The sequence below is a fragment of the Spongiivirga sp. MCCC 1A20706 genome (assembly GCF_046524175.1).
Classification (GTDB): domain Bacteria; phylum Bacteroidota; class Bacteroidia; order Flavobacteriales; family Flavobacteriaceae; genus Spongiivirga.
In genome coordinates, this window is the sequence record NZ_JBEFZF010000001.1 from 1 (window position 1) to 24,760 (window position 24,760).

Below are 24,760 nucleotides of genomic sequence, written 5' to 3' on the forward strand. Positions count from 1 at the left end.
TGCCTGTTGCGGTGTTGCCTTCGGCATCGGTAACGGTGAGTGTCACCGTATTGGCTCCCAGATTGGAACAATCAAAACTGGTGGTATCTACACTATAAGTCAAATCAGTATCTGCCGTACAGTTATCAGTACTACCATTGTTGATATCGCTTGTTGTGATGGTGGCTGTATTGTTAGCATCTAAGGTCAGGGTGATATCCTGAGTCACTACTACTGGGGCTACACTGTCTGCTACCGTAACGGTGGCAGTGGCGGTACTAGTGATGCTGCCTTGCGTGGCTGTTAGGGTGACGGTATTGGTTCCGAGATTCGAACAATCAAAGGTATCGATATCCAAGCTTAATGTTGGATTGCTATTACAACCACTATTAGAACCATTATCGACATCTTGTGGGGTGATAGTCACTGATCCATTGGCATCTAACTGCACCGTAATATCTTGTGCAATAGCAGTCAGTGGTTGGTTCGGGTCTTCTTCTACGGTAACGACTGCTGTGGCCGTAGCTGAATTACCAGAAGTATCCGTGACCGTTAGCGTCACGGTATTCGTTCCTAGGTCAGTACAATCAAAATCAGTTTGATCCAGACTAAGGGTATCGATACTACAATTGTCTGTAGATCCGTTATCGATTTGACTAGCCGTGATGCTCACATTTCCACTTGCGTCTAATTGCACGGTGATATCCTGGGCGATGGATGTTGGAGCCACCGTTTCTGTTACTGTTACCGTGGTGGTTGATGAGCCTACATTGCCTTCATTATCTGTCACCGTCAATGTTACGGTATTGGCCCCGATATTCGAACAATCAAATGAGGTGATATCCAATATTCTTGTTGCAATCCCACAATTATCAGCACTACCATTATCAATGTCAGTTGGTGTAATGCTAGCCTGACCATTACCGTCTAGCTGTACTGCAATGACTTGGGGGATTACACTTGGAGGAATCGTGTCTTCCACCGTTACAATGGCTGTGGCTGTTTCGGTATTAGGTCCTTCAGTGACCGTCAGCGTCACTGTATTCTGTCCGATGTTGGAACAATCAAAACTGGTGGTGTCCAAACTCAAACTGATGTTCCCACATCCACTGCCTGAACCATTATCGACGTCTTGTGGGGTAATGGTAGCTTGTCCGTTAACATCCAGTTGTACCGTAATATCTTGGGCAATGGCTGTTAAAGGTTGGTTGTCCTCAACAGTCACAACCGCCGTAGCGGTATCCGTATTACCGCTTGGATCGGTTACGGTTAACGTAACCGTGTTAGCGCCCAAGTTGGAACAGTCAAATGTTGATGGGCTGACGGATAAATTTACGCTACAATTATCGGAGCTGCCATTATCGACATCTGCTCCTGTTATGCTCACCTGACCATTGGCCGCCAATTGTACTGTGATATCTTGAGCTACCGCTGCTGGGGCATTAGAATCTTCAACAGTAACTATAGCCGTGGCCATGCCGGTATTGCCAAATGCATCTGTGACACTTAAGGTTACAGTATTAGTACCCAAGCTGGCGCATTCAAAGTTGGTCGTATCCAAACTATAGGTCAAGTCGCCCTGTGCGGTACAATTATCCGAACTACCATTCTCGATATCAACTGGAGAAATGCTTACTTGACCATTGGTATCCAATTGTACGGTTATGTCTTGGGTAATTACTGTTGGGGCTATAGTATCTTCAACGGTAACCGTGACGGTTCTTGATGAATTTGTAGCACCCCTACTTACAAATACAATAACTGTATTAGCCCCAATATTTGCGCAAGTAAGCTGATTTGGTATGATACTAAAAACGTCAAAACCACAACCAGGGGTTAAACCACCATAAAAATCCTCAGGATTAAGGTCTACTTCTCCATTAGCGTCTAGTTGAACAGTAATGTCTTGCGGCTGTGTGGTAAAGGCAGCATTATCTCTAAGGGTTAGGGTAGCTGTTGTATTGCTTGAATTTCCAGAGGCATCCGTTGCCGTTAAGGTAACTGTATTGAAACCAGTATTGGAACAGTCAAAAGTTGATGGGCTCACAGATAGACTTACCGTCCCACAATTATCTGAACTGCCATTATCAATATCGGCGGGATTTAGCACAAGTTGACCGCTAGCGGGCAAGTCTAAGGTAATATCCTGAGCCACAACTGTTGGAGCAACATTATCTTCTACTGTAACTATAGCCGTAGCCGAATCTGTATTTCCAGTTGCATCCGTAATGGTTAAGGTGACTGTATTTGCTCCTAGGTCAGTACAAGTAAAAAAGTTCCTGTCCAGGCTTCTATTTGTAATCAAACAATTATCAGTAGAACCGTTATCAATCGCGCTGAAACCTATACTGGCTTCACCGTCTGAGTTTAATTGAACCGTAATATTTTGAGTTATTGCTATAGGATTAACACTGTCAACGACGTTGGCAGTATATATTGGTGATGTAACATTGCCTGCTCCCGAATTGGCATCTTGTGCGGCACCGCTTGGAATTTGAATGGTTACATTGTTACCACTACCACATACCGAGTTAGCCCCTATATTAAATGTATAGGAGGTTGCGCTTAACGCTACAGGCGGGGCATCTATGGTTAAATTAGTACCTATAATATCGGTGACGGCATCAAAACCTGTTACAGCAGTAGAAAATTCTGCGGTAATGGTGAAAACGTCGTTTTCATTGGTTATTTGTGTTGGTACGCCGGATAAGGTAATAAAAGGTGCGCAGTTCGATGAAAAAGTGGTTGCGGCATCCTTAACTATCGATGAGACATTGTTGTTTGGGTCGTCTACCTGAATACAACTTAAGTTGGGATTGTTGTCTATGCGTACCTGTAAAAAATTTGCATTGTTCCCATTGGCCAAATTCGCGTTTCCCAAAGATGGGACGTTACTGGCGATTAGCTCACGAATTTGTCCATTTTGTGAAATATCCAAGGTTGTTATCAGGTTGTTCCTGACATCAAGAAACCGTAAGGCACTTAGGTTCGTCGTATTTATGTCAGTAAGTTGGTTATTTTGAACTTCCAAGCTTAGTACGGAGGTATTTGCACCTAAATCAATGGTGGTTAATTGATTTCCCTGCAACCGAATTTGTTCTAACAATGGGTTATTACTTAAATCTACCGATGTCAACGAATTGTCGTTTAGCCAAAATCGCGTCAGTAAAGGGTTGTTGGATACATCTATTGCGGTAAGCTGATTGTTGCCTAAATTTAATAAGGTCAAGTTGGGTAAATTTGAAAGATCAATACTACTTCCTTGAAAATTGCTTACTGTTAGCGTAGTTAAGTCTGGTTTTGGGAAAGCGATTGACCCAAACGTAATGGTTACCGCTACTGGGGAATCAATAAGAACCGATTGTATGTTTTCATTTTGACTAAAATCAAAACCAAAAATAGGAGCGCCTTGAAAAAAAAACGTCTCCAAATCCCTAAAATCTTCGAGACCTGTTAAATCGCTTAACAATGGATAATTAACTGCATTCGCAAAATTAAAAGACAAAGATTTAATAGTTTCAATACGGGATGTAAGCACACGACCATCCCCAGCCGTTAAATCGATTCCCTCGTCAAAGAGAAATTGTTCAAACTGAGGATCCGGGATGCTGGTAAATTGGGCTCTTGTCGAGGTAAAAGCCCCTAACCCAATACCAAATAATAAAAGCAGGTAATGTTTAGTTTTCATATGTGTGATTTGAATTCAACATGTTTCGCAGCGTTATACCATCCTTTTTTTTATGAGAACATGAGGCGGGGATAACGCACATTTTTCAAAGACGAAAATTAGACCTTAAGCCAAAGCAGCCATCTACCCCAACAGGGTAGTTTTTGGTATTCATGCAGCGTAAGGCAATAGAAAAGTGTATTTTGTTAGCCTAAATGATAAAGCACTTTTTACCATATTCAGTTAATTTGTTCACGCTGCTGTTGTGTGGTTGCTGCTACACTTTTGCGCAACCCAACCTAAAGCACTATACCGCCACTGATGGATTGGCGCATGATGTTACCTATAATATTTTTCAAGACAGCAAAGGGTATATATGGATAGGTACTGATGATGGGTTATCAAAGTTTGATGGGAAACAGTTTGCCAACTATGGGTTAAAAAATGGACTTACCTCTAACTATGTGATGGATGTGAAAGAACTTAAAGAGTATTCACTGGTGATTTCGACCTGGGGTGGGGGGCTTCACTTTCTAAAAAACGACACTATTTTTAAAAGTCTCCATTTTAATGATAACAAGGCAAAAATTTATGACATCGCTATTAATGATAATACAATCTATGCGCAATCGGGTAGTCGCTTTCTTTTTTATCATCTAAAAGATTCGTCATTTACAAAGCAAATTTTTGATGACAAAAAGCAATTTAGGGCAGAGGATCCTAATATGGTTAGTTTTGAAAATGTGGCTATTAGTAATCTTGGTAATCAATTTGTGGTTCATGACCAAGGGAGTACTCAACAACAACTGCTAGGGGTTAAAGGGTTGGAAAAAAACAAACCAACTAGATCGTTTGCCTTTTTAGACTCGATACCAATTTCTGAAGCTGTAAAAATTGATGCTCAGCAATACGTTTTTGCCTCAAGAAATCAACTAATTTTCGCGTCATCGAATGCTGTTGAGGCTACAAATGTGGTTTCGTCTGTTTCGGAAAATGAAAAAATCGTCAAGATATTCCAAAGCCCAAATAATCAGGATATTTACTTTTTAATTGCAAAAGATGCCTACGGATTTAAAAGACTGTACCAGTTTAACAGATGTACTCAAGTCTCGGATGATCTTTTGAAAAAATTACGTATCAAAACAACCATTTCAGACGCTATTTTTGACTTCGAGGGAAATTTATGGATTACGACTTATGGTAATGGGGTGTATTGTTATTACTACTCGAACCCAAAGATTAAGAATCTTTTAGAGGGAAACTATATTGTCGATCTTAAGCGTTTCAATAATCATACCTATGCACTCACACCTTCCAAACTATTTAAGTTCTTTAATGAAGAAATTGTTGCTACCTATCCCATAAGCGGATTTGCAAAAACCATGACCGTTACTGCCGATTCATTATATGTCTCGTCCTTAAAAGCCATCCCCTCTAAAAATAATATGGATTTTAAATTAGTAGATGGGCGTTTCTTTTATAAGTCCAATCACGGTACGGTTACTCAAGGTTACTTAATTAAACTTGATGGACAAGTACTAAAGAACGATAATGAAATTGTTATCAGTGCCGTCGAAGACACTCAAGATAAGCTCACTTTTTTTACAAACAAGGGAAAATGGAAGTACCTATCGGAGACAAAAAAAATTGTACCGGATTCTGTTTTCAACACAAGGGTATACGGTGATCGTATACAAGGCTATAAAAAGCAAAAAGCAGGGTACTTTATATATACCGATAAAGGTTTGTTATTGGTACAAAATGATTCCATTATAACACGTTATGATGAGCGTAATGGCATTCAAAACGAACGAATTAATGATCTATTTATTGATAAACATTTGTATTTGGCAACACAAGGAGGACTTTCAGTAATTAAAGATGATCAAGTATCCAATTTTTCTAAGTCTTACGGCTTGAGTTCGCTTGCAATCAATCGTATTGTAGCGGCTAGCGATAAACTGTGGCTAGGTGGCGATAACGGAATTTCGATTATTGACCGAAATAGTTTAAAACAAACGCCATCTCCAAAAATAAATATTAGGCAATACGACCATACATTCTCTTATGATGTCATTTCATTTGAAACTGCTGGGATTCAGGTGGAATATCGTTTGAACAATAGAGATTGGGTTCAGCTGAACCCCAATGAAAAAAGTATCGATTTCTCATCTTATGCGAATGATCATTATGAGGTACTATTTAGAGCAAGAAAGGATCATAGCGCATGGGGATATAGCAGTAATTACAGTTTTAAAATTAGTCCCATTTGGTATCAGCGTTGGTGGGTCATGGCGGTTATAGCAGTCGTAGTCATAATCAGTTCAGGTGGACTATTTTATTATCGAATACGAGTGATTGCCAAACGAAATACCATTCTTCAAAATGCAATTACCAAACGTATTGTTGCAGAAAAAGAACTAAGCGAAGTTCGCGACAATATTGCAAGAGATTTTCACGATGATTTGGGAAACAAACTAGCCAGTATTTCATTGCTATCTGATCTTTTATCGAAAAAAGTAGGGGTTGCAAATCGAAATTTAATGAAATCAATTAAGGCCGATGCTGATCATTTATATAAGGGCACCAAAGACTTTATTTTTTCATTGCAGGAAAAGAGTAATTATTTGGATGAGGTACGTATCTATTTATCTGATTTTGCGGAGGATTATTTGTACCAATTTGGTATTTCATTTGAAATGGAAACTACCATTAAAAAAGAAGTTAAACTGCCCTATTATTGGAGTAAACAAATTATTTTCATTTTTAAAGAGGCAATAACTAACACAGCAAAGCATGCTCAGGCAAAAAATACGGTAATGTCATTTGATTGTCAAAATGGAAATCTTATCATAGTGTTCAAAGATGACGGTTGTGGGTTTGATTTAGATGAAATAACAATGAACGGGCTAACCAATATGAAGACAAGAGCCAATAAAATCAACTGTCAATTGCTGTTGCATACCAGGAAAGATAACGGAACTTATATCACATTTAAGGGGAAACTACCACAAGAGGGTAGTGTTGGTTCTTAATTTTACATTTACATTTAAGGCGTGAAGAAAGTAGTCATCATAGAAGATAATGTCTCTTTAGGCGCAGCATTTAAAGAGGTTATTCATACGGCCGCAAACTTTAAAGTAGTGGGCCTTTATACCAATGCCGAAGAAGCTATTAACAATTACAAAGATGACGGCCCGGATATCGTGATTATGGATATTGAATTACCGAACATTAATGGTATTGAGGCCACGAAAATTTTGAAAGATAAAAAGCCTAATGTGCTGGTGCTGGTGGTTACCGTTTATGAAGATTCTGAAACCGTTTTTGATGCACTATGCGCTGGTGCAAGCGGTTATCTCACCAAAAATGCATCGAGCGAACAAATTATCGATGCGCTAAACGAACTTCTTTCTGGGGGCGCCCCAATGAGTATTAAAATCGCACGTATGGTAGTCGATTCGTTTAAAAAAGCGACCAGTTCGGTGTTATCAGAACGAGAAACTGAAGTATTACAGATGTTGTCTACTGGAAAGAGCTTTAAAAGTATCGGTGAAGCCCTCTTTATTAGTCGAAATACGATCAAATTTCATATTAAAAATATTTACGAAAAGCTTCAGGTAAACTCAAAAGAAGAAGCATTAAAAAAGGCAAATGATCAGCGGCTGATCTAAACGGTATGGGACATTCTAATTCTAAAAAAGACCAAAAGGCAGGTCGTATTATAGGTATTGTGTTACTGGTATTAGGAATGATTTTGACAACCGTATTGGTGTATATAATTTCTACCGCTCAGTCAGTACCCCGAATTTTAATTGCGGGACCTTCAATAGGATTTTTGGGGCTGGCTATGTCAATTTTTCCAGGGGGAAATCTTAGTTATAAAGAAATAAATAAAGCGGGTAGTAAGAAAGGAGTTCGCCTACTGTGGTCAGTGGCTCCTAATGCACATAAAACCATTTGGATTGTTAGTGGTATCATTGGACTTATAACTTCTTTCAAAATTCTCTTAGATCAAGGTTTCTAAAGATTTAATCATATCGTTTTCTTCTCTTAATCTACGATTTTGTTTTTCATAGCATAATCATTTCTAATAAAACTACCCTCTTGGGGTAGATGAACAGGTCTTTTTAGCAGGTAATTTTAGGTTATTAACCATGTACTAAAAAAAGGATGAGATTCAATGTTTATTCCGTAATGTTTTTAGCGCTTTTTTTGCTTTCATGTAATGAACAAAATGCGCAAAGCAATTTAAATTCTTCAAAATTAAAAATTTCTAAAAAGCTTACTTCAAATAAGAAAACTAAAGGAACTACTATTAAAACACTGCCAACAAAAAATAGATCAAAAATGCAAAACAGTAATCCTTGTGATAGCCACGGAACGGTAAAAGTAGAAAAAGGAAATAAAGCGTTTACCTCCTATAAAAATGTCATCGAAAAATTAAAGGTAGCGGAACGTAATATTTCTCAAGGCACATACCCGGAAACCCATATAAAGTTGGCTAAGAAAAATATGTTGTCGGTTTTAAAGAAAGAGCCTAACGCTGATTTGAGCGAGCTTTGTGCTCGGTTGAAAAAGATAGAAAAAGATGCTCAAGCCCTGATACCGGAGCCAGAAACTGAATATTATGATCCTTGTGAAAAAGGTGGGGGAACTTTAAAATTTCAAGAGGGGGATAAAGGATATAAAAAGTATTTAGACGCACTGGCTAATGTAAAGCAAGCCGAAAGCTATGCTAGAGCAGAACACTGGGACGTCTCATCTTATGTGCGCGTGGCTAAGGAATCTGTTTTTAGACTATTGGAAGAAGAACCCAGTGCTGATATTAGTGAGCTATGTGGGCGATTAAAAACGATCGAGTCTGACCCAAAATCCCTACAAGATATGGCCAAGTATTTTGAAGAGCAATACGCTATTGTGAAGAGTGTTTACTTTGATGAGAGCCATAGTGCTTATCCGGATGAACTTGGTTTGGAATATCCGGACTGGTTCATAAAAAAAACCGAGGGCTTTAACCGGGAAGAGTTATTGTCAAAAGCTAGAGCATCAGATTATAAAGAAGCAAAACTGATCGTAGAAATATTGGACGATTATAGTGCTTTCCTAGATCGGCAAGGTGTTGGAGACTATTTAATGGACTTGTTAGACCAACAAAACAATGCTTCTTCCGACCAGTTGGCTAAAAAAGCTAAAGAGACCAATCAACTTGCTGAAGCATTAAAAAGTCTGGCTGGTAGCAATGCAAGTATGGATCGTGTTATAGCATTTACTCAAAAACAACTAGGTAAGGCAGATGCCGCACTTTCCAATATATATAGTTCACCTACCCACAAAGAATATATCAATCAGGTGGTATTTACCAAAAAACCATTTAGACCGGGAGGAGAAGGTAGTTTAGAAATTAACCCGACTTTTAAAGCGGGAGACGCAGTATATGCAACTGTATATCTTTCTGCGTCCATCAAGAACGCTATAGATAGCTGGAAAGGTAACGGTAAGGGCGGAACCATGGGGTTAAAAGTGAAAAATAGCAATGGTGATTTCTTGAATAGAAAATTTGAGGCATGGGAGGTATCCAGTTACTCGAACTATGAAGTCTCCATTTCCGACAACACTAGTAAAGAACAGACTATAGTTCAGTTTGTCCTAATCCCAAATAAAGAATCTAGTATTGAAACTGAGATGGCTTGTAAAAATATCACCCCAATTTTGATGGCAAGAGGACTAAGTTTAGAGTCGGAACGACTAAAAACCTATTCAGTAGAAATTTCATCCTCCGGTCAGGTAACTGGCCCTATGATTTATAAGGGTAATTTTAAAATGGATTTGGCTGCTGGCGATGGTCCTGCATACTATAATACAGTTGAAAATTTGAAAATGGAAGCCTTATTAGAGTCTAATGCACTACCAACTGCGACGATCAAAAATGCTTCATTAGAAGCAACATTACTTACTGAAATGAAAAAACAAGGTTTTCAAGAGCAATTCCAAAAGACCTATATTCAAACAAAATGGCAGTTGTTCGAGCCACCTTTTAAGGAGGCATACAAAGAAATGAAAGCGAGTTTTACCTATACCACTAGTGAAGGTAAATGCGGATGGCAAACCTATTCGTTTAGAAGTTTTAAAAATGGTAGTGGTGGTTGGACCGCCCCTCAAAAATGGGGTGGGGCAGATCAACGTCAGCGAGTAAGCTGTAATAAAATCAAATAGTAAAGCTATGTGCTTGTCAAGCAGCATATCCATTATATTGTGTACCTGTGGCGATTTAAGGAGTAAAAGCCTTTCTAATCATGAGAACATGAATAGTAGGATGAGGGTAAAATGGACACTTTTCAGATTTATAAAAGAAGAGTGGAACGGTATGGATGGTATGTTAATAGAACCGACTAAGGCATTCTCAGCCACTTTGACCGATTCGTTTTTTAGAGATCAACTTAATAAGGGAAGTTGCTTTGACTTTGATTACCAACCAAAAGAAGGAGATTGTATTATGTTTGATTTATTGCTGTCAAAAAAAGCAAAGCATCGTAGTGGCGATAATATACCAAAATTCATCTCTTTGATTTATAGAAATCAATCTTGGATTATTGATCAATATGATCGTTTCTATGTAACGCTAGGAAAACAAGCATCCGGTTTTACAAGACTTCAGTAAAAGAAACAGAATTGGCCAAAAAAAAAGCTGGGGATCTCCCAGCTTTTAGCATTGATAACGTCTTATTTAATACGTATTACTTTTTCAAGGAACAGTCAAATTCTTTCCAACCATAAAGATCACTAACATAGGTTTTTCCATAACCACTACCGTCAGCATCTTGTTGAAAGAACAGGTGTTGTAAAAAGCAACGATCTTCTACCTGCGCAGTAACTACAGCGATGCGATTTCTTTTCAAAGGACGACCTACATTATCATTATAAACAACCCAATCTCTACTGGTTATGATTGCATTTTGTGCCGTGAGTTCTTTTTTGTCAGCGTTGTTATACGCATTAACAAAATCTTCTTCCATGACTTTGTCAGCAATATCAGCTTCTGGATAATTATTTGTTGTAGGATAGTTTTTTTCCTGAATAAGTTGTTTTTCCATTTTTACGTTTTGTTTTGATGATGAACCACTGCAGCCTAGTATTGCGGTCATAAAAAGGACGGCAGCCGTGATATTCATTAATTTCATAATATAATTTTTAATGAGCTAAACTTAAAAATGAAAATAGCTTACTCAGCTACCCTTTCGAGGTAGTTTTGCATAAATAAGCCAGCTGACAAACATTTAGGTCTGCACATTCTGAATGTGATTTTTTACAACCTCAAGTATGATTAAAGTCATGCTATGTTGATCGCTAATGAAATATATTCGCAAGACTTTAAATATAGACTTGCCGAGTGAAAATAAAGGAGGAGAAAGTAAACGAGTTGATCTCAAAAATTGAGACCATTCTAGAAGCAATAAAATTGGAGGAAGCCAGAGCTGAAACGACGTTATTAGATGTGCATCAAGATTACTATAAAAGTGCTCGAAACCTAATCCAATACAACACTTTTAGAAGATTTGATTTAAGGACTACTCAAAAGAAATTAAAATATTTAGGACTAACCAGATTGGCAAAAGCAGAAAGCCATCTGATGTCAAGTTTATTCAAAACAAGATTTATCTTATATAGCCTATTAGGAGAACGGCCCACTATAAATGCAAAAGCAGGGCTTTCAATAAAAAATAGTAAAAGACTATTAAATAAACATACAAAAGAACTCTTTGGTTATCGCTCTAAAGGCAGAAGGGTTAGAATTATGGTGACTCAGCCAACCCAAGCTGCTACAGACTATCAAATGGTTTACGAAATGATTCGTAACGGAATGAACTGTGCACGAATCAATTGTGCACATGATGATGCTGAGGTGTGGAAAAAAATCATTTCACATGTGAAGAAAGCTTCCAAAGCTCTAGGTAAGAACGTAAAGATCGCCATGGATCTCGCGGGACCAAAAATCCGAACTGGTGAAATCACCCTTGGACCAAAAATCCGAAAATTTAAACCTGAAAGAGATGAAAGCGGAAAAATTGTTAGCCCGGCTTTATTGATTCTAGTTCCCAAAATCAACGAAGATTCTGAGTTAAATACTATACCCATCGACTTATTTCAACTCAAGAAAATCAGGGTTGGAGATACATTTGTTTTAACAGATACAAGAGATAAGCAACGAACTCTAAAAGTAATTCACATTAATCATGAAGAAGTTCTGGCACATTGTTATGAAACGTCTTATATAGGAACGGGTACGATTTTGCGATGTCAAAATCGAAAAATGGAAAATATCCTTATAGAAGAACTTCCCAAAATAGAACGATCTATTCTACTTCGAGTTGATGATATACTTACTATTACAAAAGATAGTTTACCAGGCAATCCTGCGGAGTTTGACGAAGAGGGAAATGTTGTGAAAGGAGCTACAATATCGTGCCAACTTATTGAAGTTTTTCAGAAAGTAAAAGAGGGAGATCCCATTATCTTTGATGATGGTAAAATCGAGGGGTATATAGAGCGAGTGTTTACTGATTATTTTACTGTGCGTATTACAAGAGCTAAAGAAAGAGGATCTAAACTAAAGGCTGAAAAAGGAATGAATTTTCCTTCAACAGATTTAGGAATTAGCGGACTAACCGCAAAAGATAAGGCAGATATGGAATTCATTGCAAGGTATGCCGACGTGGTGAACTTTTCTTTTGTAAATAGAAAAGAAGATGTAGAAGAATTACTGAAAGCATTAGAAGAATTAAATGCGCTCAATAAACTAAATATCATTCTCAAAATTGAAACGCGATTGGGTATGGATAACCTATCGGAAATTCTGCTTACGGCAATGAAAGTAAAACATATTGGAGTAATGATTGCCAGGGGTGACCTTGCGGTAGAAACGGGTTGGGATACTATTGGCCAAGTTCAGGAAGAAATATTGGCGATATGCGGTGCTGCCCACATTCCGGTTGTTTGGGCCACTCAGGTATTGGAAAATTTCGCAAAAAAAGGGCTACCATCGAGAGCTGAGATTACTGATGCGGTGGCATCTTTAAATGCCGAGTGTGTAATGCTCAATAAGGGTTTGTATATTAATGATGTACTGAAACTACTAAACAAAATTTTATCTAGAATGGAACAACTACATGAAAAAAATGAGGTGATGTTGCCAAAAATGGAAAAACGTCAACGTAATTGTTGGATTCTTAAAAAGCATAGATGACCACATCTTTTTTATTTTGTAAGGATTTCTACTTCCCGATACAAAAATTAGCAAAGATATTACCCAATAAATCATCAGAAGAGATCTCCCCGGTAATCATGCCAAAATGATATAGTGCCTGACGAATGTCGATTGCTAAAAGATCACCAGAAATACCCATTTGCATACCTTCCTGAACTTTCTTTATTTCCTCTAGCGCTTTTAAGAGGGAATCGTAATGTCTGGTATTGGTCACAATAGTCTCATTGTTTCTTAAGGTACCAGTATTTACAAAATCGAGTAATTGATTTTTTAGATCATCAACCCCTTCTTTTGTTTTTGCCGAGATTAGCTTTAATTCGGTGCCTTCAATACTAGTTAAACTAGATTTCAAAGCATTGATGAGGTTAGCAGCAGCAGCATCAATTTTATTGGCTACAATTACGAAAGGTTTTTGAGGATATTTATTTTTGATCTGTGCCACCTCGTTTTTAAGGTTTTCTAAATCTTCAATATGCAACTTTGAGCTGTCCACTAAGAAAATAACAACCTGAGCTTGCGCTATTTTTTCAAAAGTCTTTTGTATACCAATGGTCTCAACAACATCTTTGGTATCCCGAATTCCTGCCGTATCAATAAATCGAAAACCAATGCCACCTATTGAAATCTCATCTTCAATGGTATCGCGGGTTGTACCAGCGATATCACTTACAATTGCTCGCTCCTCATTTAGCAATGCATTTAACAGGGTGGATTTACCAACGTTGGGTTCTCCTACAATAGCAACAGGGATACCATTCTTAATAACATTACCAACTGCAAAAGAATCGATCAATCGTTTCAAAACAGTTTCTATCCTATTAAGTAGTGCTTCAAACTGTGTACGGTCAGCAAACTCTACATCTTCTTCGGCAAAGTCCAGTTCTAATTCTATTAATGAAGCAAAATTGAGAAGTTCATCTCTTAAGTTTTTAATTTCATTACTAAAACCACCACGCATTTGTTGCATAGCAATTTGATGTGATGCTTCGTTATCACTTGCAATTAAATCGGCAACCGCCTCCGCCTGACTTAAATCCAATTTTCCGTTTAAAAAGGCACGCAATGTAAATTCACCTGCATCAGCCATTCGGCAGCCGTTTCTTAAAAAAAGTTGGATAATTTCTTGCTGTATGTAAGGCGATCCGTGACATGAAATTTCTATAACATGCTCACCCGTATAGCTATTCGGGTTTCTAAAAATTGAAGCTAGCACCTGATCCAAAATTCGGTCATTTTCTACAATATGTCCTAAGTGTATGGTATGGCTTTTTTGATCAATAAGTTTTTTATGATCGTGAATTGACTGAAAAGAAGAAGAGGCAATTTCTATAGCCTTTGGTCCCGAAAGGCGTATTATGGATATGGCTCCCGCACCAGAGGGGGTGGCTAATGCTACTATAGTATCTTCAAGGATCATAATTCTAGAATTCGCTACAAAAATAGAACTAAAGATTATATTTACTATCAGATAAATTATGAGAGAAGATAATAACCTTATTGTCATTATGCACTTAACTGGGCTTTTTTTCGGAATTCTGGGACCATTAATATTTTGGGTAGCACAAAAAGATCATGTTAAAGGTATGGATGAACATGGAAAAGCTGCGATTAACTTTCATATTGGCGGTCTTATTTTAACAATTATAGTAATTGCACTTTCTTTTTTCTGTATTGGGTTTTTACTGCTCCCTTTTTTAGTCTTGTATCTGGCGGTTTTCCCGATTGTAAGTTCCATTAATGCCAGTAAAGGAGCTCCTTCATACTACCCCATTATTTTTACCATTATTCATTAATTAAATTATTAGGATGTAACAAACTAGAAGAGTTTGCGTCATATAGCTGCATTAATCAATCAAAAGAATTATTATGGAAACTTCTTACACACCTGTTGTCATTCCAACAAGAACTGATAATCAACTATTAGTAATTACCCATTTGAGTCAATTACTAGATTATATTACCGGCTTCGGAGGCTTCATTGTGCCTCTTGTATTATGGCTTAGTAATAAAGACCGTGTAATGAATATGGATGAGCATGGTAAATCGATTATAAACTTTCAAATTAGTCTTTTTATTTACTGCATTATTAGTATTCCACTAATCTTCTTATTTGGACTAGGAATTATTACATTAATAGGTATTGCGATACTTGGCTTTGTAATGCCAATAATTAATGCAATCAAGGCGAGTAATGGTGAGTCGCCTTATTATCCGTTTAGTTTGCCTATTTTTTAAAAATATTTTCCTTTTATTTCATGACAACTATCAACTTGTTGCACCCAATTATGCGTAAATTTATTGCATAATTATTTCTATGAGTAAAGCAGTGTACGTAGCCACTATCGAACCGCATAGTGGTAAATCATTAGTTGTTTTAGGTTTAATGCGAATGTTGTTAGGGACAATGCCCAGAGTTGGGTATTTTAGGCCTATAGTGGACGATTTTGAAAAAGGAGAAATAGATAATCACATAAATACGATTATCGACTATTTCAAGCTGGATCAAGATCCGGAAACCGCTTATGGATTTACCCGGAGTCAAATTCGCAATGAATACAACCAAGGTCATGATAGTGAAGTGCAAAATACCATTTTGCATAAATTCAAACAGTTAGAAGAAGTCTATGATTTTGTGTTAGTTGAAGGATCTGATTTTTCTGATGAGGGAAATATCATGGAGTTTGACTTAAATGCAATAATCGCAAGAAATTTAGGAATTCCAACCATTATAGTAGCCAGTGGAGCTGGGAATACGAAAAGAGAGCTATCGGGAAGTTTGCAGATGGCTTATGATACTTTCAAAGAAAAAGACGTTGATGTTATTGCAGTTTTTGCAAACAAGATCCCTGGTGATCAACTATATACTACTAAAGAAAAATTAAAGGATTGTCTACCGGAGGAAGTGGCGATTTTTGTAATTCCCGCAATAGATACCCTTGGTAATCCTACCATTAAGGAAATTGTTCAACACTTAAATGGTAAGGTATTGTTTGGTAAGGAATATCTTAACAATCAAACAGGTAATTTTGGAGTTGGAGCGATGAATCTTCCCAATTACTTAACCAAATTAAAGGATAAGAGTTTGGTGATTACTCCTGGTGACCGCGCCGATATTATCCTTGGGGCTTTACAAGCACATGGTAGTAGTAATTATCCGGAAATTTCCGGGATTATTCTTACCGGCGGATTGCTCCCAGAAGATTCTGTTTTGAAGTTAATAGAAGGTGCTTCCGCTAATGTTCCTATCGTTTCGGTAGAAGGAGGAACCTTTAACATCACTAACGCCATCGGTAATATAAAAAGTAGAATTTACGCGGAAAGTACTCAGAAAATAGAAACCTCATTAACCGTTTTTGATGAGAGCGTTAATATAAGGTCTCTTTCAAAAGCGCTAGTAGATTTCAAAACAAGCGGAATATCACCACAAATGTTCCTCTATAATTTGCAGCATCGAGCTAAAAAAACAAAAAAGCATATTGTATTACCAGAAGGAGAAGATGAACGTATTATTGAAGCCGCTGCGAAATTGGTAAACACTAATATTGTCGATATCACATTAATTGGTGATGCCAAAAAAATAAGAAGTAAGGTATCTTCACTTCAAATCGATTTTCCTTTTGATAAAATACCTATTATAACCACTAGTGGTTCACCTAATTTCGATGACTATGTAAATACCTTTTACGAGTTGCGTAAACATAAGCAAGTAAATATGGATATGGCGAAAGATTTTATGACAGATGTTTCTTATTTCGGCACCATGATGGTTTATAAGGGACATGCTGATGGAATGGTATCTGGAGCCGTGCATACAACACAGCATACGATTAGACCTGCTTTGCAATTTGTGAAAACAAAACCAGGTGTATCTGTAGTTTCTTCGGTATTTTTCATGTGTTTAGAAGATCGCGTTTCGGTGTTTGGTGATTGCGCTATTAACCCGAACCCGAATGCTGAACAGCTGGCGGAAATTGCTATTTCATCGGCGGAGTCCAGTATTAATTTTGGTATTGAGCCTAAGATAGCAATGTTGTCATATTCTTCTGGCGCTTCTGGAAAGGGTGAGGATGTTGACATTGTTAGAGCGGCCACACAATTAGTAAAGTCAAAACGACCGGATCTTAAGATCGAGGGACCAATTCAATATGATGCCGCTGTTGATAAAAGTGTAGGGGCTAAAAAATTGCCGGATAGTAAGGTGGCTGGACAAGCTAGTGTGCTTATTTTTCCAGATTTAAATACCGGTAATAATACCTATAAAGCGGTGCAAAGAGAAACCGGAGCATTGGCTATAGGCCCGATGCTACAAGGCTTGAATAAACCCGTTAATGATTTAAGTAGGGGGTGTACAGTCGATGACGTATTTAATACAGTAATCATTACAGCCATTCAAGCGCAAGAAGTTTAACCCTTCAAAATATGTATGTATTAGTTATTAATTCCGGTAGTTCTTCAATAAAGTACCAACTAATCGATATGCCTTCCGAGCAATTGTTGTGTAAAGGAATGGTTGATAGAATAGGCCTTAGCAATAGTACCTTATCACTGAAAGTCGGTAATGAGGAAAAACGAATAGAAGGGGAAATTAAGAATCATGAAGAGGGACTCTCTCAGATTATCACACTGTTACTAGAAGACGAATTAACCACCGTTTCCAACAAAGATGATATCAAACTCATAGGGCATAGGGTAGTTCATGGTGGTATCAAATTTTCTAAAACTACGTTGATAAATGCTGAGGTTAAGAAAGCGATTAAAGATTTAAGTGCACTTGCACCACTTCACAATCCTGCCAATTTAACGGGTATAGAGGTTGCTGAAGAATTATTTCCAAATGCAAAACAAGTGGCAGTCTTTGATACGGCATTTCATCAAACAATTCCTGAAATTGCATATAAATATGCTATACCTAATCGGTTTTTAGATGAGAATAATATTCGTTTATACGGTTTTCATGGTACTAGTCATAAATATGTTTCTGAAAAAGCAATTGCCTTTTTAGGAAAACACAAGTCTGAAAATATTATTACCATACACCTAGGAAATGGGTGTAGTATGACTGCTGTTAAGAATGGTAAAAGCATTGATCACTCCCTTGGTTTTGGACCCATGAACGGATTGATTATGGGGACGCGAAGTGGAGACATTGATCAGTCAGTACTTTTATATTTGCAAACTACCCTAGGAATGAGTGTCAATGAAGTAAATACCCTATTGCAAAAGCAGAGTGGTATGTTAGGCCTTACAGGTTACAGTGATCTTCGGGAAATTCAGCAACAAGCAAATGCTGGTAATGATGTGTGTAAGTTGGCTTTATTAATGAGTGCCTATCGAATAAAAAAATATATTGGAGCCTACGCAGCCGCGTTAAATGGACTTGATGCTATTGTATTCACCGCAGGTATAGGAGAAAATAGTGCAAAGATGAGGTCTTTAGTTTGTGAAAGTATGGATTTTATGGGTATTCAGATTGACGAGCAGTTAAATAAAACAAGATCAGAACATACCAGATCTATTAAGAAACTGACGTCTAAAGTCGAGATTTTGGTGATTCCTACTAACGAAGAATTAGAGATTGCGAAACAATCCTATATTATTTTTAAATAATAGTGTAAGGAAAGAGATATTTCTACGACCAGTCAGATAACCAATTAAAGAATCACCAAAAAATTATGAATACTCTTTGGTATTTTGATGGTACAAATCTGTTTAATGTTTTATGTCCGCATAAGTTCAAGCGATTTAAAACCAGCAATATAGATCATTTTCACTTTTATAAAAAGAAGGATTATATCTATTTTGAAGAAGATAATGCCAACAAGGTTTTTTTAATTGATAAAGGAAAGGTCAAAATAGGATATTACACCGAAGATGGTGAAGAAGTTGTAAAAGCGATTTTAACCCGAGGTGAAATTTTTGGTGAAAAAGCTATTTTAGGAGTTGAAACCCGAAATGAGTTTGCTCAGTCTATTGATAGTAAAACATCTGTTTGTCCTGTTCCGGTGAGTACTATGCATGAACTAATGCGAGACAATCAAACCTTTAGCCTCAAAATTTATAAGTTTTTAGGATTACGTATTAGGAAATTAGAGCGCAGACTTCAACTATTGTTATATAAAGATACTCGTACCCGTTTAGTTGAGTTTTTAGGTGAATTATGCGAAGAATATGGATATGATTGCGAAAAAACAGGAAATAAGGTAATAAAGCATCCGTATACTCAGCGCGATATTGCCTGTTTAATAGGCACTTCTCGGCCCACACTGAATACATTGATGAACGAATTGAAGGAACAAGAATTCATCAAATTTGATAGAAAAGAAATTCGATTTTTAAGAGAATTGGTTTGACGATATTTTTTAACAGGATGTTATTTCTTTTTATACAATAGCACCTTATTTTTCTCGTTCAACATATATAACGCAACATTAACCTAATACGATGTTACGTTACAACCTTTGATTTTGATATAAGGGACTTTTTACGGGCTAAGTTTAAGGCAAAATCAATTATAAGGTTATTAATTGTTAAGTTTAAGGTGTTGTTTCGACCTAGAAACAACACCTTATTTTTTTACATAAATGCGTCATAATAATTGCTATGTATTCCATGACGAATGCTAATGCCCTCTTGGATTGTAAGTTTTGCAACAGCAAAAAAATAAAAAAGAACGAATGAAATTCAGAAAACCTTCTTTTGGTGAAATTGGATTACTTGTACTAATCATCATATTGATAATTCCGCAAACTAGTTTTCCCATAAAGTTAGCTGTTCATAAGATTTTGGGGAGGCTATCGCCCAGTCTTGTTGAGGTTGATAACCGTACGGAGTTAAAAAATTACAATATGAAATTGGTTAGTATTGATGGGGCCAAAACGAATTTTAAAAGTGCCAAAGGTGAGGTTATATTTTTGAATTTTTGGGCAACTTGGTGCCCGCCATGTGTAGCGGAAATGCCCTCTATTAATGAACTTTATAAAGACTACGGAGATCGCGTTTCGTTTTACATTGTTACCAATGAAGCTGCTAAGAAAACTATTCCTTTTCTGGAAAAGAAAGATTTTGATTTACCAGTATACCAAATGCAGTCAATGCCATCTAAAGAGATTTATTCAAGAAGTATTCCTGCAACTTTTATCATAGATAGAGAAGGAAAGATTGTTGTAGATGAAACAGGAGCCGCCAATTGGAATAGCGAACTAGTGCGAAAAACGTTAGACGAATTAATCGGTGAGTAAGAAGTTCTTTGTATCCTTGGCGCTTTTTTGGGGTTGCTCTTCCATTGGAACATGGCCGGTTTTGGGGTAAATTATAAGTTCAGCCTTTTTAAGATCTTTTTTAAATCGTTTTGCGTGGACTAACGGTACCCATGCATCGTCCTTACCCCATAAAATCAGCGTCGGTTGTTTAATAAGTTGAATGGCTTTTGGGTCTACATCGTATTTAGTTTTAGCACGATCTATAAACGCTTGACGGTTGCCTTCCCGTAACTGTAAATCGTAATAGCGGTTCACCATTTTATCAGTAACAAGATTCTTATTAAAAAAAACCTCTTTAAGACTTTTTCGGACTAAAAACTTAGGGGTAAAGCGTAACATTATTTTATTAGCGTAATCATTTCGTGCTAACTTAAATACCATCGATGATTCCTTATAGCTAGGATATCCTGTTGCATTTAGCAGTACTAATTTTTTGACCTCTTCAGGAAATTTATAGGTATAATTCCATGCAATACATCCTCCCAGTGAGTTGCCGGCCAGATAAAATGAATCAAGCTGTAATTCATTTATAAAATCATTTAAAAAAGAAACATAACCTTTAATGGAATAATCGGCATTTGTGTTTGGGCCTGTGAGACCGTAAGCGGGAAGATCTAAGCTAATAATGGTGAAATCATTCTTTAGTAAATTGGTCCATTCCTCCCAAGTATGTAATGAAGAGCCAGTGCCGTGAAGTAATAATAAAACAGGGCCGCTACCTGTTTTTCTATAATGTACATTTAGCCCATCAACATTAATAAAATGAGAATCTTGATAGGTGTAAATCTCCTTTAAATCGCCAACGGTTTTGTCAGGTGCATAGCAACATAAAAAGATAGTCGATATGATAATTACAATTGTTAAGACAACTCGGCCAACAAGCTTTTTTATTCTCATTTACATAAGATATTAAATTTCATACAAATTATGCCCTTTCTATCTTTTTTAAGGATAATGACGGATTACTATATACGAAAGGAGAGGGTAACTTTCCATGTTGTAAATACCAATAATAGGTAAGTGTTTGTAAAAATTAAATGCTCTAACGACTTGGTTTATCTATTTAAAAATCAGCTAAATGATAGGAAAAATGCATGAACTAGATCGGTGTAAAAGGAACTTTTTCTTGTTTCATCTTTTAAACACCTTTGGTATTTGGGTTGAATTAGAAAACTAATTAACTATTATAAAAAAAGAAGTAAAGAAAAAATAGTAACTGAGCGAAGTATATAGTATAGCTAATCGCGAGGTTGCCTTCATTCTTTTTTATATTCAATATATATTGAAACAGAAATGCCAATCCGAACCATCCTACGTAATTTTGTAATGGTGCGATACCACCTTTAAACTCCCAAAAATCAAAAACAGGAGCTGACTTTTCCATGAAAAAGTCTAATAATAGCATAAAAGATGCCCCAGACAAACTAATAAGCCATTTGCTTTTTAAGAACCGATGCGAAATTCTGCTAGAAACAAATGTAAGTATGGCCCATTTAGCACCAATAAATAGAGGAACTCCTGATACTTTAGGTCCAAAATTAGCACCGTAACTGTATTCACCAAAGATAAGTCCATATGTAACACCCAGCCATTCAGCAAATATGCTTAGCCCGAAAAACATAAGGAATAGTATGATGTTTCGTTTACTTGCAATAGGAAAAAGAATAAAAAAGAGGACTGTTACTACGAGTAGATTCAATGGTGTTTTCGCAATAAACCAATCTTGAAAACCAATAGACACCCCAATAACCGCAGTAACATGAAAAAGGATAATTATAAAACAAGCGAGATTGTTTTTCGTTAACGTCATACTGCGGGTTTTGGTACCAAATCACTTACAATTTTTGCTGATAGCAGACAAAGCGGAATACCACCACCTGGATGCACTGAGCCACCACAGAAATATAAATTTTTAATCTTGCTCGAGAAATTTGGGTGTCTTAAAAAGGCTGCAAACTTGTTATTACTGGCCGCTCCGTATAGTGCGCCACGGTAACTTGATGTTTCTTTTTCAATACCTCTAGGATCAAGAATATGCTCAGTAACAATGTGTTTTTCAATGCTCGTATTGAGTGCTTTATTAATTTTGCTAATGATACACTTTTTAGCATGTTGTATCAATGCTGGCCAGTTTTGATTGTACCGTCCTGGTGCGTTAATCATTATAAACCAGTTTTCACATCCAATAGGAGCATCATTTTTATCTTCTTTGCTTGTTATATTAATGTAAACGGTGGGATCATTATTTAGACTTCTTTGCTTAAAAATCGTATTAAACTCATCTTCATAATCATTACTAAATAAGATATTATGAAGGTCCAGCTCCGGATATTCTCTATCAATTCCCCAATAAAAAATCAAGGCTGAACTAGAGCGTTCCTGCCTAAGTATTTTTTCGGGTTGTATTTGTTCGCTCATCAGCGCTCTATACGTCGGAAAAACATCAACATTAGAAACCACCAAATCAGCCTCAAAAGTATGCTCATTAGTGGATACTCCAGTCGTTTTGTTTTGTTCAATATTGATTTTTGTTACTTCCTGCGACAACTTGATTTCAACACCTATTTGCAGAGCTAATTTGTATAGACTTTGGGATATTTGATGCATTCCATTTAGCGGATAAAAAGTACCGTAATGCATTTCTAAATGTGGTATCATCGACATAATACCAGGTGTTTTATAAGGGGATGAGCCATTATACGTGGCAAAGCGATTGAAAAGCTGTTGCAACTTTTCGTTTTTAAAATACGATTTATTAACTTCATCCAAGCTACTGTTTATATGTAATTTATATAATTGTGCAATCGCACTTACAGTGTTTTTTGATAGATAAGTTTTTAGTTTATGAAGTGATTTTTCTAGAAATAAGCTAGCGGTTAGATCGTATTTCAGTTTAGCATTTTTAAGGTATTTAGTTAATGTTTTTATATCGGTGTTAAAAACAACAGCAGCATCTTTCGTAAACTTTTTAGTAGATGACTTCGCTGAAAATTTAGTACCATCGTCCCAAAAGTAATTGCAAATGACTTCTTTTTTTTTGTAGTTAAAATGCTCAGAAGGTTCAATATTGTTTATCCTAAATAATTCGTCTACAAAATGCGGCATCGTAAATAGGGAAGGGCCTAGATCGAATCGAAAACCATCTTTATTTATGGCATGTAATTTTCCGCCTGGATAGGAGTTTTTTTCTAAAACTAAAGTTTTATATCCCTTTTGCTGAAGTCTAATGGCGGTGGCTAGACCTGCTATACCAGATCCTATTACAAGAGCCTTTGCCATTGTATATTATTATTTTTTAAAGTATTTAAAAGGAACGAATAGCATTCCAAAACACTCACCATCTTCTTTTCCTAGGTGCTTATGGTGAATTTTATGGGCACGACGAACTCCTCTTGCGTACCAATTATTGGTTGTACGGAACATTTTAAAGCGTTGGTGTATGAAGATGTCATGTACGACAAAATATGCAATACCATAGGCCAAAATCCCAAATCCAATTCCCCAACCGTACCAAAATGACGTATTATTGGCAATCATGATAAAACTCATACTAATAACTGCATAGAAAATGAAAAATGCATCATTACGTTCAAACCATGAGTCATGGTCTTTATGATGATGATCCTTGTGCAAACTCCATAAAAAACCATGCATTACATATTTATGAGTAAACCAGGCCATAAACTCCATGATACAAAAGGTCATTAAGAATATTAAAAGACCAATAGCAATATTTGTCATAATACTGTTATACTAGATTTAGACGACATTTAACATATGAACGCGCAAGTAAGTGCACTTTTTGATAATCTGCAACTCGGATGCGTTTGTTTTTTATTTCCATACTTGGTGTCTTTTTCAGCTTCGTCAATAACTTTTTGTAATAACGATAGGCCGTATATACTCCAAATTTTGCTTCAACAGGTAGCCTGTTAATTCCGCTTAAACCCTTTGCGAAATCTTCTTCAATTTCTTGTATAATTTTGGCTTTTGAAGCTTCATCTAGACGTTCAAGGTTGGTTCCGGGAAAATAAGTGCGACTTAAATCTTCAAAATCCGCTTTTAAATCACGCAGGAAATTCACTTTTTGAAAAGCAGAGCCTAAACTCATTGCGCTCTCCTTTAACTCGTCGTATTTATCCTGATTACCACCTACAAAAACCTTTAAACACATTAGACCAACCACATCCGCTGAGCCATAAATATATTCTCTATACTCTTCCTGAGTAAGATATACTTGTTTGTCAAGATCAAGGCGCATACTTTTCATAAAAGCCTTTATCAAATCTTTGTCAATATCGTATTTATGAAAAGTATATTGAAACGAATTTAAAATAGGATTAAGGCTAATTTTATCCTCCAACGCATTTTCCAGATCTGCCTCAAAGTTTTCGAACAACTTTCTTTTATCGTAATCATGAAAGGTATCAACTATTTCATCTGCAAAGCGAACAAAGCCGTAAATATTAAAAATATCTTGGCGTATTGAAGGAGCAAGCATTTTCGTAGCTGTTGAAAACGACGTACTATACGATGTAGTTACAAGCTTGCTACATTGGTAGGACACGGTATCAAAAAGTGCTTTCATAA

At 36.7% G+C, this 24,760-nt stretch carries 20 protein-coding genes; 12 read left to right on the forward strand and 8 right to left on the reverse strand.

The window, feature by feature from the left end; genetic code table 11:
* Nucleotides 1–3,667, reverse strand: a 3,667-nt coding sequence (locus ABN763_RS00005) for a beta strand repeat-containing protein (protein ID WP_410483351.1), incomplete at its 3' end; no start/stop codon positions are given.
* 194 nt (nt 3,668–3,861) lie between these two features.
* On the opposite strand from ABN763_RS00005, the gene ABN763_RS00010 reads away from it, so the two are divergent.
* From ABN763_RS00010 to ABN763_RS00030, 5 genes are all read left to right on the forward strand, one after another.
* Nucleotides 3,862–6,681, forward strand: coding sequence for a two-component regulator propeller domain-containing protein (locus tag ABN763_RS00010; protein ID WP_410483352.1), 2,820 nt, complete (start codon nt 3,862–3,864; stop codon nt 6,679–6,681).
* 21 nt (nt 6,682–6,702) lie between these two features.
* Nucleotides 6,703–7,320: a response regulator gene (locus ABN763_RS00015; RefSeq protein WP_410483353.1), complete on the forward strand. Its 618-nt coding sequence runs from the start codon at nt 6,703–6,705 to the stop codon at nt 7,318–7,320.
* A gap of 5 nt (nt 7,321–7,325) precedes the next feature.
* Nucleotides 7,326–7,673 carry a hypothetical protein gene (locus ABN763_RS00020; protein WP_410483354.1) on the forward strand — a complete coding sequence of 116 codons (348 nt, stop codon included), beginning with the start codon at nt 7,326–7,328 and terminating at the stop codon, nt 7,671–7,673.
* A gap of 323 nt (nt 7,674–7,996) precedes the next feature.
* On the forward strand, nt 7,997–9,862 hold the full coding sequence (locus ABN763_RS00025) for a hypothetical protein (protein ID WP_410483355.1): 1,866 nt from the start codon (nt 7,997–7,999) through the stop codon (nt 9,860–9,862).
* 88 nt (nt 9,863–9,950) lie between these two features.
* Nucleotides 9,951–10,307: a hypothetical protein gene (locus ABN763_RS00030; RefSeq protein ID WP_410483356.1), complete on the forward strand. Its 357-nt coding sequence runs from the start codon at nt 9,951–9,953 to the stop codon at nt 10,305–10,307.
* Between the two features lie 76 nt (nt 10,308–10,383).
* Here the strand turns inward: ABN763_RS00030 and ABN763_RS00035 are convergent, their stop codons facing one another.
* A complete protein-coding gene (locus tag ABN763_RS00035) occupies nt 10,384–10,827 on the reverse strand; it encodes a hypothetical protein (protein WP_410483357.1) in 444 nt (147 codons plus the stop codon).
* Between the two features lie 209 nt (nt 10,828–11,036).
* On the opposite strand from ABN763_RS00035, the gene ABN763_RS00040 reads away from it, so the two are divergent.
* Nucleotides 11,037–12,890: a pyruvate kinase gene (locus ABN763_RS00040; RefSeq protein WP_410483358.1), complete on the forward strand. Its 1,854-nt coding sequence runs from the start codon at nt 11,037–11,039 to the stop codon at nt 12,888–12,890.
* Between the two features lie 28 nt (nt 12,891–12,918).
* On the opposite strand, the gene mnmE is transcribed toward ABN763_RS00040, so the two are convergent.
* The gene (gene mnmE, locus ABN763_RS00045) at nt 12,919–14,328 is read right to left on the reverse strand and encodes a tRNA uridine-5-carboxymethylaminomethyl(34) synthesis GTPase MnmE (protein ID WP_410483359.1); all 1,410 of its coding nucleotides are present in this window, start codon (nt 14,326–14,328) and stop codon (nt 12,919–12,921) included.
* Nucleotides 14,329–14,386: 58 nt separating this feature from the next.
* On the opposite strand from mnmE, the gene ABN763_RS00050 reads away from it, so the two are divergent.
* The 6 genes from ABN763_RS00050 to ABN763_RS00075 all read left to right on the forward strand — a co-directional run bounded on the left by ABN763_RS00050 (nt 14,387) and on the right by ABN763_RS00075 (nt 20,149).
* Nucleotides 14,387–14,704, forward strand: coding sequence for a DUF4870 domain-containing protein (locus ABN763_RS00050; RefSeq protein ID WP_410483360.1), 318 nt, complete (start codon nt 14,387–14,389; stop codon nt 14,702–14,704).
* Between the two features lie 73 nt (nt 14,705–14,777).
* On the forward strand, nt 14,778–15,146 hold the full coding sequence (locus ABN763_RS00055) for a DUF4870 domain-containing protein (RefSeq protein ID WP_410483361.1): 369 nt from the start codon (nt 14,778–14,780) through the stop codon (nt 15,144–15,146).
* Nucleotides 15,147–15,225: 79 nt separating this feature from the next.
* Complete coding sequence (gene pta, locus ABN763_RS00060; protein ID WP_410483362.1) at nt 15,226–17,319, forward strand: phosphate acetyltransferase; 2,094 nt, start codon at nt 15,226–15,228, stop codon at nt 17,317–17,319.
* An 11-nt stretch (nt 17,320–17,330) separates the two neighbouring features.
* Nucleotides 17,331–18,518, forward strand: coding sequence for an acetate/propionate family kinase (locus ABN763_RS00065; protein WP_410483363.1), 1,188 nt, complete (start codon nt 17,331–17,333; stop codon nt 18,516–18,518).
* A 65-nt stretch (nt 18,519–18,583) separates the two neighbouring features.
* Nucleotides 18,584–19,261 (forward strand): Crp/Fnr family transcriptional regulator, encoded by a 678-nt coding sequence (locus ABN763_RS00070; protein WP_410483364.1) that lies wholly within the window; start codon nt 18,584–18,586, stop codon nt 19,259–19,261.
* Nucleotides 19,262–19,585: 324 nt separating this feature from the next.
* Nucleotides 19,586–20,149, forward strand: a complete 564-nt coding sequence (locus ABN763_RS00075; protein ID WP_410483365.1) for a TlpA family protein disulfide reductase — start codon at nt 19,586–19,588, stop codon at nt 20,147–20,149.
* Here ABN763_RS00075 and ABN763_RS00080 read toward each other — a convergent pair.
* The 5 genes from ABN763_RS00080 to ABN763_RS00100 all read right to left on the reverse strand — a co-directional run bounded on the left by ABN763_RS00080 (nt 20,135) and on the right by ABN763_RS00100 (nt 24,758).
* Nucleotides 20,135–21,067, reverse strand: coding sequence for an alpha/beta fold hydrolase (locus ABN763_RS00080; protein ID WP_410483366.1), 933 nt, complete (start codon nt 21,065–21,067; stop codon nt 20,135–20,137). The genes ABN763_RS00075 and ABN763_RS00080 overlap by 15 nt on opposite strands.
* 280 nt (nt 21,068–21,347) lie before the next feature.
* Complete coding sequence (locus ABN763_RS00085; protein WP_410483367.1) at nt 21,348–21,980, reverse strand: carotenoid biosynthesis protein; 633 nt, start codon at nt 21,978–21,980, stop codon at nt 21,348–21,350.
* A complete protein-coding gene (gene crtD / locus ABN763_RS00090) occupies nt 21,977–23,449 on the reverse strand; it encodes a 1-hydroxycarotenoid 3,4-desaturase CrtD (protein WP_410483368.1) in 1,473 nt (490 codons plus the stop codon). Before crtD ends, ABN763_RS00085 begins: the two co-directional genes overlap by 4 nt.
* Nucleotides 23,450–23,458: 9 nt before the next feature.
* The gene (locus tag ABN763_RS00095) at nt 23,459–23,911 is read right to left on the reverse strand and encodes a beta-carotene hydroxylase (protein WP_410483369.1); all 453 of its coding nucleotides are present in this window, start codon (nt 23,909–23,911) and stop codon (nt 23,459–23,461) included.
* Nucleotides 23,912–23,918: 7 nt separating this feature from the next.
* A complete protein-coding gene (locus ABN763_RS00100; RefSeq protein ID WP_410483370.1) occupies nt 23,919–24,758 on the reverse strand; it encodes a phytoene/squalene synthase family protein in 840 nt (279 codons plus the stop codon).
* Between the last annotated feature and the right edge of the window lie 2 nt (nt 24,759–24,760).